The sequence below is a fragment of the Lysinibacillus sp. RU7 genome, from assembly GCF_057837305.1.
On record NZ_JBYQFK010000008.1, the window covers coordinates 127,757 to 139,931 of the forward strand.

Annotated in this window: 10 protein-coding genes; 2 read left to right on the forward strand and 8 right to left on the reverse strand. The window is 38.1% G+C overall.

The features are described 5' to 3' along the window. Positions 1 to 3 precede the first annotated feature (3 nt). From AC3II9_RS08180 to dinG, 3 genes are all read right to left on the reverse strand, one after another. On the reverse strand, positions 4 to 1,197 hold the full coding sequence (locus AC3II9_RS08180) for a pyridoxal phosphate-dependent aminotransferase (protein ID WP_489154686.1): 1,194 nt from the start codon (positions 1,195 to 1,197) through the stop codon (positions 4 to 6). A gap of 13 nt (positions 1,198 to 1,210) precedes the next feature. Continuing rightward, the gene (locus AC3II9_RS08185; RefSeq protein WP_489154688.1) at positions 1,211 to 1,693 is read right to left on the reverse strand and encodes a cell wall elongation regulator TseB-like domain-containing protein; all 483 of its coding nucleotides are present in this window, start codon (positions 1,691 to 1,693) and stop codon (positions 1,211 to 1,213) included. A 75-nt stretch (positions 1,694 to 1,768) separates the two neighbouring features. Then, a complete protein-coding gene (gene dinG, locus AC3II9_RS08190) occupies positions 1,769 to 4,555 on the reverse strand; it encodes an ATP-dependent DNA helicase DinG (protein ID WP_489154712.1) in 2,787 nt (928 codons plus the stop codon). Positions 4,556 to 4,753: 198 nt separating this feature from the next. On the opposite strand from dinG, the gene AC3II9_RS08195 reads away from it, so the two are divergent. Further along, positions 4,754 to 6,469 (forward strand): methyl-accepting chemotaxis protein, encoded by a 1,716-nt coding sequence (locus AC3II9_RS08195; protein ID WP_489154690.1) that lies wholly within the window; start codon positions 4,754 to 4,756, stop codon positions 6,467 to 6,469. 345 nt (positions 6,470 to 6,814) lie between these two features. Here the strand turns inward: AC3II9_RS08195 and AC3II9_RS08200 are convergent, their stop codons facing one another. Then, positions 6,815 to 7,885: a glycosyltransferase gene (locus tag AC3II9_RS08200; protein ID WP_489154691.1), complete on the reverse strand. Its 1,071-nt coding sequence runs from the start codon at positions 7,883 to 7,885 to the stop codon at positions 6,815 to 6,817. Between the two features lie 108 nt (positions 7,886 to 7,993). On the opposite strand from AC3II9_RS08200, the gene AC3II9_RS08205 reads away from it, so the two are divergent. Beyond that, complete coding sequence (locus AC3II9_RS08205; RefSeq protein ID WP_489154692.1) at positions 7,994 to 8,515, forward strand: YdcF family protein; 522 nt, start codon at positions 7,994 to 7,996, stop codon at positions 8,513 to 8,515. Between the two features lie 30 nt (positions 8,516 to 8,545). Here the strand turns inward: AC3II9_RS08205 and AC3II9_RS08210 are convergent, their stop codons facing one another. The 4 genes from AC3II9_RS08210 to AC3II9_RS08225 all read right to left on the reverse strand — a co-directional run bounded on the left by AC3II9_RS08210 (position 8,546) and on the right by AC3II9_RS08225 (position 11,724). Further along, entirely contained in the window at positions 8,546 to 8,869 is a 324-nt protein-coding gene (locus AC3II9_RS08210) for a hypothetical protein (protein WP_489154693.1), read from the reverse strand. 69 nt (positions 8,870 to 8,938) lie between these two features. Then, positions 8,939 to 10,273, reverse strand: a complete 1,335-nt coding sequence (gene lpdA / locus AC3II9_RS08215; RefSeq protein ID WP_489154695.1) for a dihydrolipoyl dehydrogenase — start codon at positions 10,271 to 10,273, stop codon at positions 8,939 to 8,941. A 146-nt stretch (positions 10,274 to 10,419) separates the two neighbouring features. Next, positions 10,420 to 10,785 (reverse strand): DUF423 domain-containing protein, encoded by a 366-nt coding sequence (locus AC3II9_RS08220; protein ID WP_489154696.1) that lies wholly within the window; start codon positions 10,783 to 10,785, stop codon positions 10,420 to 10,422. Between the two features lie 15 nt (positions 10,786 to 10,800). Continuing rightward, the gene (locus tag AC3II9_RS08225) at positions 10,801 to 11,724 is read right to left on the reverse strand and encodes a carbohydrate kinase family protein (RefSeq protein WP_489154698.1); all 924 of its coding nucleotides are present in this window, start codon (positions 11,722 to 11,724) and stop codon (positions 10,801 to 10,803) included. Between the last annotated feature and the right edge of the window lie 451 nt (positions 11,725 to 12,175).

Here is a 12,175-nt window from a genome sequence, read left to right on the forward strand (position 1 = left end):
TAATTAGTCTTGCCATTTGGATTTTACAAATGTATCAATCCGACGAACTGCTTCCTCTAGTAATTCTAGTGATGTTGCATACGATAAGCGAATTGTCGCATCTGCACCAAAGCCTGAACCTGGAATGACTGCTACATTTGCTTCTGTTAATAGAGCAGCTGCAAATGCATCTACCGATTCAAAGCCTGTTTTCGCTGCTGCTTCAGCCACGTCCGGTAATAAGTAAAACGCACCTTGTGGCTTTAACACTTTAAAGCCAGGAATGGCAGCAAGCTGTGGGTAGATTTTCTCTAGACGAGATTCAAATGCTTGGCGCATTTCTTCTACAGCATCTTGAGAGCCATTATATGCTTCAACCGTTGCATATTGTGCTGTTGTTGTAGCATTCGAAGTTGAGTGTGAAGCAAGGTCTGTCATTGCTTTAATAATATCAGCGTTACCTGCTGCATACCCGATGCGCCAGCCTGTCATTGAGTGCGATTTCGCTACACCATTTACAACAATCGTACGCGCTTTAATATTTTCTGACAATTGAGCGATCGAAAAATGTTCCACACCATTGTATACAAGTTTTTCATAAATTTCATCTGATACGATTATAATATCTTTTTCTTCAGCAACTTTTGCTAATGTTTCAAGCTCTTCACGAGAATAAATCATACCTGATGGGTTTGATGGTGAGTTGATGATAACTGCTTTTGTTTTCTCTGTTACCGCTGCTGCTAATTGTTCAGGTGTAATTTTGTACCCTTGCTCAGCAGTGCCTTCTACATAAACTGGTACGCCACCTGCTAATTTCACTTGTTCTGGATACGATACCCAATATGGGATTGGAATGATTACTTCATCGCCTTCGTTTAGGATTACTTGGAATAATGTATATAATACGTGTTTTGCCCCAACACCGACCATAACTTCATTTGCTTTGTATGTAAGGTTGTTATCACGCTGTAATTTATCAATGATTGCTTGTTTTAATACTGGTAAACCGCCTGCTGGTGTGTACTTTGTTAACCCTTTGTTCATCGATTCGACTGCAGCGTCTAAAATATTTTGTGGTGTATTAAAATCTGGTTCCCCAGCACCTAAGCCGATCACATCAATCCCTTGCTCTTTTAGCTCTTTTGCCTTTGCTGTAATAGCTAAAGTTGAAGATGGTGTTAAAGTTTTTACTCGATTAGCTAATAATTGTTTCAAGAAAATCTCTCCTCTATAAATTCAATATGCGTTTCCACCATTGCCCGTCTTCAAACAAAATATACACATAATTTAGCTTATCTGCGTCATTCGTATAAGTAATTTCCCATACAGCGCCTGCTTCCTCATAGCCTAATTTTGTATGAAGTATTTCTTTTACATTCGTTTCATTACGTAAAACCGATAAAGCTTGTTCCTTTGTAATACCGTCTTGCAAATATACTTCCTGAATCAAATCCTCTTCTAAGCTGATTGGAACAAATATTGCTTTTTCCTTACCGTATTCATCTACCCCGAATACCGTAACATACGGTTTATTCCCATTATAAACATAACTATTTGAAACAATTGCAAGAGACTTCGATTCGATGGCTAAATCCTCTGCTTTTTGTTCCCATTTATTAAATGGAGCATCGGCTTTCCAAAGGACTAAAGAAACGATAGCAAGACCTAACGAAATCATAAATATGATGCCGAAAATGAGCCAATTTTTCATCGTACCACCTTCTTTAATCTATATGCCGAAAAATATTTATCTAGTCGCTTCATCTTGCTACCCTGCTTTCTTTCCTCATCGTTCATTATTATACCAATCTTCAAGTGCTAATACCATATCCCGCAGTGATAGTTTTTGTACAGAAATCGGCGGTAATGCATGGATAAACTCATGTCCGTAAGATTTCGTTTCAATTCGTCGATCTAGTACAATGAATACGCCTTTATCTTGTGACGAACGGATTAGGCGACCAAACCCTTGCTTAAATCTTAAAATAGCTTCTGGAAGAGAAAGTTCAGTAAATGAATTTCTCCCTTGCGCCTGTATATAATTAGCACGTGCTTTGAATGTTGGCTCATCTGGCGAAGAAAATGGTAATCGCACAACAATGACTGACGCAAGACCGTCCCCTGGTACATCTACCCCTTCCCAGAAGCTATTTGTACCAAATAAGACAGACTGATTGAACTTTTGGAATGCTTTTAAAAGACGCATGCGACTACCTGGTGTCACACCTTGGGCAAATACCATATACTCATCAAGAAGCCCACTATCTTGAATAAGTTCTACTGTTTCACGCAACATTTGTTGTGATGTAAATAAGACGAAACAGCGTCCATCTGTCGTTTTTACTGTACGTGTCACCGCATGAGCAACCGCTTCAATATACTCTGATTGACTAACCGTCTGAATATCTGGCATATCTGTTACCACAAATGCTTTAGCCCCATTAAAGTAAGTAGCTGGTGCTTGTAATACTTCTAGTGGCACATCGCGTGCAATACCTAGTTGATCAGTTATAAAATGGACATTATGCGGTACCGTCATTGTGCCCGATGTCCAAATAATCCCTACCTTTTCTCGGTATGCACTAAACAATCGTTCAATGGTGGATGTCACTTGAATCGGCTTTTTCAGTAGTTGAAGGGAGCTTGGGATACTTCGTCTATCTAACTCAATCCACGTTGAGTACTCGGTATTGGAACGTAAAAATACATCATCCCACTGTGCAATCGCTAATTTGTATTCTCGTATCCAAAAGCGCCACTCATCTAAAATAAATACATGTTCCGGTGCTAACTCATCTACACTTTTTTCGAATTGTTTCCCTACCTCTTCTGCTGCATCAAGCCAACGTTGTACCATCGTAGAAAACTGTTCAAATTGTTGACGGTCAATAGCTAGTTGCTCTAAAAACACTGTCGTTTTCATATCATGCTTATTTGAACGTTTTAATTGTTGCATCAATAAATGTGTAAGATGATGCATTACTTGATCAAATTTCGCTAACATTTGCATAAATAGTTTTTCTAACTGCTGCATCACTTGCATTGGTACACGATGCGTCTTTAATGCCATTCGCTGTAATTTATAAAACTGCGCTTCATCCGTGTATACCCCAATTTGTCCAAAAAGATATTTCCAGTTTTTAAACGAAAATAATTTTTCGTCTTGCGTAATAGCAGCTTGCACAAATTGATGTGCTTCATCAATAATCCACCCACCTATTTGCTCAAAAATAGGCATTGGACGCATCAAATCCGCTAACAGCATCGCATGATTTGTTAAAAGTATATCTGCATACTTCGCTTTTCGTAACGCGCGTTCATAATAGTCAAAGTCAGACTGTAGTAAAGTTGAATTTTCGTTTTTGCGAATTTTATTCAGGAATAGTTGTCCCCCACCAGATACATTGATTTCATCCAAATCGCCTGTTTCCGTTTTAGTTAGCCACACAAGTACTTGTAAAATAATCAGCGTCTCATCATAAGAATCATCTTGCATCATATATTGCTGAGAAAAACGTGCTACGTCCACATAATGACTCATACCTTTTAGGAGCGCAATTTTTACCGATTCTCCTGTGATACGTTCAAGCCTTGGAATTTCCTCTTGTAATAGCTGATCCATTAAGTGTGATGTATACGTACTAATTCCAACCTTACATGTCGATTTCCTTGCATAATAAAACGCAGGAAGCAAATACGCTAGCGTCTTTCCGATACCTGTTGAAGCTTCGATGACCCTTTCTTGCTTATGGTTTAAGCTACCCCATACAAAATCCATCATTTGAAATTGTCTTGGACGCTCCTCAAAGTTTGGCACGGTTTCCTTTAGCTTTTCTATTTTTTCAGTTCGAGTAGCGGGATAATTCACTACTGAATACGAATCTTCGCCTCCAACGTGTAACTTTCGCATCGCTAATTGATGGTAAAAAATATAATCTTCATAGTGTTCCACTTTGCTACGTTTTAATTGAAGTGCTTCAAAAAATAACTGTGCTAAATTAGACCTTAAACGAAATGAACGCTTATGTAGCTGTTGCAATGTTGGTAAAGGGAAACGTAGTAGCTCATCCCAGCATGTTTTTAATAGCTCTGCCGTCGCTTTTGCATCAGCATCTGCCCGATGAGCCTTTGTATGCTGAATCCCTAACTCATATGCTAAATCCCCTAGCTTATAACCTAGTGCTGTAGGAAATACAATTTTCGCAAGCTCCACTGTATCAATCACTTTGCCATGCCACTGCGAAAGTCCTGCACGTTTAAACTCCGCCTGCAAAAACGATAGATCAAAATCCGCATTATGGGCTACAAAGACGGCCCCTTCCAACAACTCATATATATAATCCGCATGTGCCTCAAAAGGCAAAGCATCTCGCACATCATCATCCGTTATATTGGTTAAATCTTGAATGAAAAGCGGGATTGGCTTCCCTGGGTGAATGAATGATGTAAAAGTCTTTTCAATACACCAATCCTTCATGATGACAATTGCAATTTGAATCATCCGATCTCCGTTGGCTGGATGATGACCCGTTGTTTCTAAATCTACAATTGCGTATTTTGGACTTTCCACCATTGCTCTCAACTCACTATCCTCATAATTATATGCGCATTTTATCATAGAACATACAGTTCGGTCATGCTTTACATACAGGTATTAACGTTTTATAAAAAAATGGATGTATTAAAATAAAGATATATTTTAAATACATCTTTATAGTATAATAAACAACAATCTTGAAATTACATCGTTTTTTAGAAAGGAGTCATTGGAATGATGAAACTAAATCATTCATTAACTTTCCAACTCGGCACAATCATTGCGGGCATACTGATTGTCATGCTTGGGATTACCTCAATTGCTACATATATAACAGCTTATAATAAATTGTATGATGCTGCCGGTATAGAGGCATATGGCTGCGCTAATATTACAACTGGCTTGATCAACCCACAGGATTTGGAACAGGCGCTTACAGGAAACCGTGCCGCAATGGACAAAATCAGTAGTGACCTCAATTGGACAACAGGTCATAAAGATATTTTTGAAACACAATATATTTTATCGCTTGACGGCACACTTATCGCACTTGATAAAAATCTTGCCGAGAAAGGCTTTACGCCAGGTGACTCCTTCCAAACGGATGCACAAGCTATTGACATGTTGCTTGATATGCATCATCCAACGTATTCAGAACCGTATACATTTGGGGACATGGAGCGTCTATCTGGTTATGCACCGATTTATAAAGATCATGATCCGACAAAAGAAATTATCGCCATTAATGTCATCGATTTTAATGCTAACATCGTAAAAGAGCGTACATGGGATGTTGTACGTAATGGCATTTTAATTAGTTTCATCCCTATGCTGATCGCTTCTATTTTTACCGGCTTTTTAATTCGCCGTAAAACAAAGCTCATTAGTCAATTAATCGAACAAGCAAAACAAATTGCAGATGGAAATTTAGTTGTCGCTAAAACAACCGTCAAAGGAAAGGATGAAGTAAGGGACTTAGCGCGTACATTAAATCAAATGAAGGATAACTTGCAACATATGTTGTTAACAATGCAATCCACTTCTCATCAATTAACAACGAATGCAAATGAAACGGCTAATGCCATGAATGAAATGACAGATGCTGCGCAAACCATTGCACATAGTATGGAGGATGTAACAGTAGCCGTAACGAGTGGCATGCATCATGCAGAAAACGCATCCGGCATGCTATCCTCACTTGCACAAGATTTACAAACGATTAAAGCAAAAGCCGATGAAACAGTAGAAAAATCGAATCAAACGATGCAAATTGCCATAACAGGTGAACAACGCGCGAAAGAAACACAAAACGATATGACTTTAATCCGTCATAGTTCGAATGAAGTACAGCAAACAATTGAAAATCTCGTTGCGTCCGCCACGAAAATCCAAGACATTACCACTTCTATTGGAGGTATTGCAACACAAACGAACCTTTTAGCATTGAATGCTTCCATTGAAGCGGCTAGAGCAGGTGAACATGGAAAAGGTTTTGCCGTTGTAGCGGAGGAAGTTCGAAAGCTAGCAGAACAATCGAATCGAGAAGTATTAGAAGTAGAAAAACTCGTTCAAACTATTATGGGGCTTATTGAGCAGGTGACTGCTTCAACAAAAGATAGCACACAATCAATCGAAAAAGGGACGACAACAGTGCAGTTAACTGCTCAATCACTTAGTGATATTTCGTCCGCTGTAGCCGAAACTGTCAGCGCGATTACAAACATCTCAAATTTAATAACGGTAGAAACAGCGAAATCCGATCATGTTGCTCAAATGATTGAACAGCTAACAGAAGCGATTCGCGAAATTGAGAGCACAATGTTAAATATTTCAGCAACGATTCAAGAAACAACGGCTAGTATTAATGAAGTGACACAAGGTTCAACTAAAACAAATCAAATGGCACAACAATTAGAAACATTTGTCGGTACATTTAAACTAAAAGAATAATAACCATTTTATATACTAAAAAAAGCGCGATTACTTTGTCTAAAATTAGACTAGTAATCGCGCTTTTAAAACAATCGTCCATATAAAAATTAGAAAAACGCACTACATAAAAGTAGCACGTGTTAACGTTTATGTAAATCGAGCAGGGGCTCATCTTCCCTGCTCTAAAATCAAAAACTCCCTAGCAAATCCGTGCTATAAACGGGAATTTTTGTTGTAAAGTAAAAACTTTACATAGGTTGTTTGGCACCTGAATTTCATTATAACTAAAAGTTAATAAAACTTCAAGGTGTAGTAGTTACTATAATGAAAGAAAGTATGATTCAACACTAAAATCTACTGCTTTCACGAAGCATGCTTTTCTTTTTTAAATACCCATTTCCGCTGTACAATAAATGCAACAATAAACAACGTAGTATCTACAAGTACTTTTAGCAGTACTTCGCCGTTGTGTAGCCATTCACTATACAACAACTGCACTAAACTAGCTGAAGTTAACATAATGAATACCGCTAAGACATAATACCTGTAAAATGATTTTTTTGAGCCGCTCTTAAAAACAGCATGGCGATTTACATAATAATTAAAAAGAGAAGATAAGAGACGAGCCAACACCGTTGCAATCACAATAAACGACATCGGGGCAACAATTTTAAATATTTTCGCAAAAAGGAAAAATAGTAGTATATCAATTAAAAAAGAAGCCCCACTTACCATCGCATATACAAAAAACACTTTATAAATTTGGAACGAATCGTGTAATGGTCGGAAATGAGACGATTTATTACTTTCAAGATAAACCGTTTCAATCGGAATTTCTACTATTGGTATTTGTAACTCTTTTAAGTTAGCTAATATATTCATTTCATATTCGAAACGTTCGCCAGTAATCTGTAATAAAGCAGGCAAAAATTTAGTTGGAATTCCCCGTAGACCGGTTTGTGTATCACTAATTTTTGTACCAATAATTAGCCGATAAATAATTTTTGTGCATTCATTGCCAAATTTAGAGCGGAACGGAATATGCTTTTGCGAAAAATTACGTACACCTAACAGGAGAGCGTCCGCTGCCTCATGCAGCGCGTGTACAAGCTTGATAATGTCCTTTGTCAAATGTTGACCATCTGCATCAATTGTAACAATTGCCTGCAAGTCTGGGCGCTCATTTAGCACATAATGAAAGGCTGTTTTCAGTGCACGCCCTTTTCCTTGATTTATTGCGTGATGTAATACGGTTACTTCCGGAAATGTTGCTAGCTTATTAAAAATATAGCTGGCATCACTTCCATCATTTACGATAATAATCGGACCTTCATATACTCGTCTTAACTCTTCGATGACGCGAATGGTCTTTTCATCGGGTTGATATGCCGGCATAACTATTCCTACTTCTTTCATCATGTCACCATCTTTCAAAGCAATTACACCTTGGAGTCATTGCATCCGAAGGCTTGAATTTCTTATTCCCAGTAAAAAATAGTCATGATACACTATTAAATAGTTTATTAATTTTCGAGGAATATTATGCGCACTCAACTTATTTGTTTACTTATATTGTTACTAGGCTTGCCACTTTTTCTGACAAATTGGTTACCTAGTACTAATCATGATGATACATATGTAATCGTTTTAGGAACAAAATTAAATAAAGACGGCACACCTTCTACCATGTTAAAAAATCGGTTAGATGCCGCCCTATCTTATAAGGATGATGATATTAAATATATTGTCAGTGGAGCTGGTGAAGCAGAAGCGATGCGGGACTATTTAATACAGAAAGGGGTAGATGAAAACAGTATTTTAGTAGAAAAACAAGCAAGGAATACATATGAAAATATACTAAATTCTATAAAGCTTGTACCAGAATCTATTACTTCCTTTACTATTATCTCAAGCGATTTTCATATTTACCGCGCACAAGCCATAGCTTCATCGCTTGGGTACACTGTAAATACGATTGGGGCAAAAACACCACTTATTGACCGGGGCTATTGGCAATTTCGCGAAGTTATGGCAATCGGGAAATATTGGATTATCGGAAATTAAAAGGCTATTTAAAATAAAATTCAAATAGCCTTAAAACATACGAGGTAAAAATTCGGATTTAAACGTAGCATTTTTTCGTAACCATACTTTTAATATATCGCGATGTGTAAGCAATTTACGACGTCGTTTAAAACGGCCTTTCACTTCGATTAAACTTTCAAGTAACACCCTCGTCTCTGGCAAACATTCTATCGGATCGACCAACACATCTAATTTGTAATCAATTAACTGTGCTGCTTGTACAGAAGCAAGAAGTCTAGCAAATACTTGGCCCATCTGTACAATTTCTTCTTCTATTTCAAGCTCCATCAGCTGATATAATGTATATTCTATTTCTTTTTCTAGTTCAGTCAAAACATCGCCCCCTACCATCTCATTATAACAAGAAAAAGAGCCTGTGAAAAATTCACAGGCTGTTACAAATTATAGATGAATTGCTTTACCAAATACAGCGCTTGCTGCATCACCAATATGTTCACTTACCGTTGGATGTGGGAAAATCATACGAGCAAGGTCTTTTACGGAGCCACCTGCTACTTTTGCAGCTAACATTGCATTAATCATTTCTGTTGCGCCGTCCCCAACAACACATGCACCGTAAATATCGCCTTCAGGACTTGCTACGAATTTCATAAAGCCTTGTGTATTCCCTTCGAGTAATGCTTTAGGATTTGTCGGTAAATACATTTTTGTAACGATAGCGTCAGTTGGTGCTTCATGCTCTAACATACCGAACGTCGCAATTTCAGGATGCGTATATACACAGCGTGGGATCTCCATTTGATTAATAACACGTGGTTGCTTCCCTAACATATAATCCACTGCATGAATACCTTCTGCAGAGGCAGAATGTGCAAGTTGGAAACCACCAACTAAGTCGCCAATTGCAAAGATGCCTGGGATGCTTGTTTCGTAATGGTTATTTGTCCAAATTAAACGCCCATCCATTTGCAGTTCAAGTGCTTCTGCAATTTTACTATTCGGACGACGCCCTGTTGCAAATAATAAATTATCGTATTGAAATACCCCGATTGATGTATGAATTTCATTTCCTTTTATTTCTTCAAAGGCGAAATCTGTGACCAGCTGAATACCTAACTGCTCCATCTTCTCTTTAATAATCGGTCTTGCATCTGGCTCTTCTGTTTGCAAAATATCTTTACTATGATTTAATACCGTTACTTTTGTCCCCATTGGAGCTAGCGCAAACGCCATTTCGATTGCGATAACCCCACCGCCAACGATTGTTAACTCCTTCGGTAGCTCTTGGATATCAAAAAATGTATCCGTTGTATAATAATTCGCTGTTTCAATGCCTTTAAATGGCGGCACAAACGGGCGGCTACCTGTTGCTAAAATGACATGTTTCGCTTCAAATACGTCATCATCTACGGTTACTTTACGATCCCTAGAAACAGATGCTTCCCCGCGATACATTGTAATTTGTGCTTTTTCTACAAATGTTTCAATGTTATGTAGTAATTCTGCTACTACCTTGTCTTTCCGTTGCATGAGTTTAGGGAAATCAATATTAATCGTCGGTACGGTTACACCCCAATCTGTACCACGTCTAATTTCTTGCACTAATTTACTATGCTCAAGCATAATTTTAGATGGAATACAGCCTACATTATAGCAGGCACCCCCTACTTTGTTCTTTTCAACAAGCGCCACTTTTAGACCGCTTTTTGCCGCGTGAATGGCCGCTACATATCCGCCTGGTCCTGCACCAATTACCGCCAAATCATAAATTTTCATTATGTATTCACCTCATTGTTAACGATAACATTTGCTGATTTTGTTTGCAAAAGTATTTTACAAAAAACTGTAAATTGTTCATATCCTATCGAAAATGTTACCGTAAACAAAAAATCGACTCCTCATTTAAAGAAGTCGATAATCATTTAGATCGCTGCGACAATAACACAAATCCATGCAACAAGCTGTAAAACACCGCCAATTGGTGTAATAGCCCCAAGTTTACGAATGCCTGTTAACGATAAAATATATAAGCTGCCTGAAAAAATGAGTGAGCCTATAAACATGCACCATATTGCCGTTGTTAAGGCACCCGATTCACCTAAAATATCAATTAAAACACCAACTAAAATTAACCCTAGTGCGTGGTACATTAAATAACGACAAGCCGTCTCCCAATTATCTGCATATTTCTGCTCCTTAAACTTGTCCTTTAATGCGTGTGCACCGAATGCACCAAAAGCAACTGCTAAAAATGCCATCGCTGCTCCTAAAATAATAGCTACTTGCATCGTTTAATCCTCTTTCTATTTCTTGTTATTCATATATAATACCACATCTTCTGTCGTTGGAAGGGCTGTCATTGCGCCTACCGCTGTACAAGTTAAAGCACCGACGATATTGCTAAATTGTGTTAGTTGCTTGAAATGCTGAAAATTAAATACTTCTAGAGTCGGATAATCAGCAAACTGCTTTAACATCGCACCGACAAATGCATCACCAGCACCTGTCGTATCGATTGCTTGAATGTGGATACTTGGGATCAGGGCACACTCCTCACCGTTCGAAATCCACGTTCCTTCTTGTCCCTTCGTCACAGCAAACCATTTCCCATGAGGTACTGGTTTTCCGTATAATGCAAATTCCTCTTCGCTCATTTTTATGAAATCGGCTAGTGCCACACAAGCATCTGTACGCTCACGATAAACCTCTTCTCTTCCTGCCCACAAATCTGCGCGAAAATTAGGATCAAACGATATAAAAGCACCGCGTTTTTTCAACATATGCATGACTTCCATGTACGTGTCATAAAATGGACTTGAAAGCAGTGCTGTTGCTGAACCAAAATGCGCAATTTCGACATTCAACTCTTGACGATCGATTTCACTCATTACCAACGTTTCATCTGCCCCACGGTTAAAAATAAAATCACGTTCACCACCTGAAATACGCGATACAAATGCCAATGTTGTCGGAGACTGTCCCTTTACTAACATTGCAGTATCAACTCCTGCTTCTACTAGCGTTTTTTCTAAAAAGGCACCAAATGCGTCATTTCCTACCTTACCGCAAAATTTTGCCTGTCCACCAAGTTTAGCAATAGTTGCACAAACATTTGCCGGTGCTCCACCAGCTTGCTTTTGAAAATGAGTAGCCTCTACTAAATTTACATTCATTTCAGAACAGAAAAAATCGATTAATAGTTCCCCTATGCATAATATTGTTTTCACAAGATCACCTCTCTATTTATCTTACTTTGATTACTCGCAATTTAATAGTTCATAATGAGCAAAAATACATCCTAAAAATACCAAGTAAATAGTAAGAGATATTAAAAGAAATTGATATCGTAGCCTCCGCGCTTTGCCACAGCCTGCACAGGAGATCCAAACAGGCATGGCCTGTTTGGATCTCCTGTTACGGCTTCTGTGGCTATGGCGCACTACGGCAAAAAAAGTGAATGCTTCTCGATATTCTAGAAAAATCATTCATCTTCTCTATTCATAAATCATTTTCTTTCCATTTGTACGTATAATCGCCTACTTTCTACTATAATCAATGAGGATATTTCATTAATTTTTATTGAACACTAGTTGCTTGTAGTGGAGGCACGAGACCATAGCTGTATACTTAACAAATTGAGGTTGAAATCTCCTTTAAGTTGGTAAAGATAACTAACAC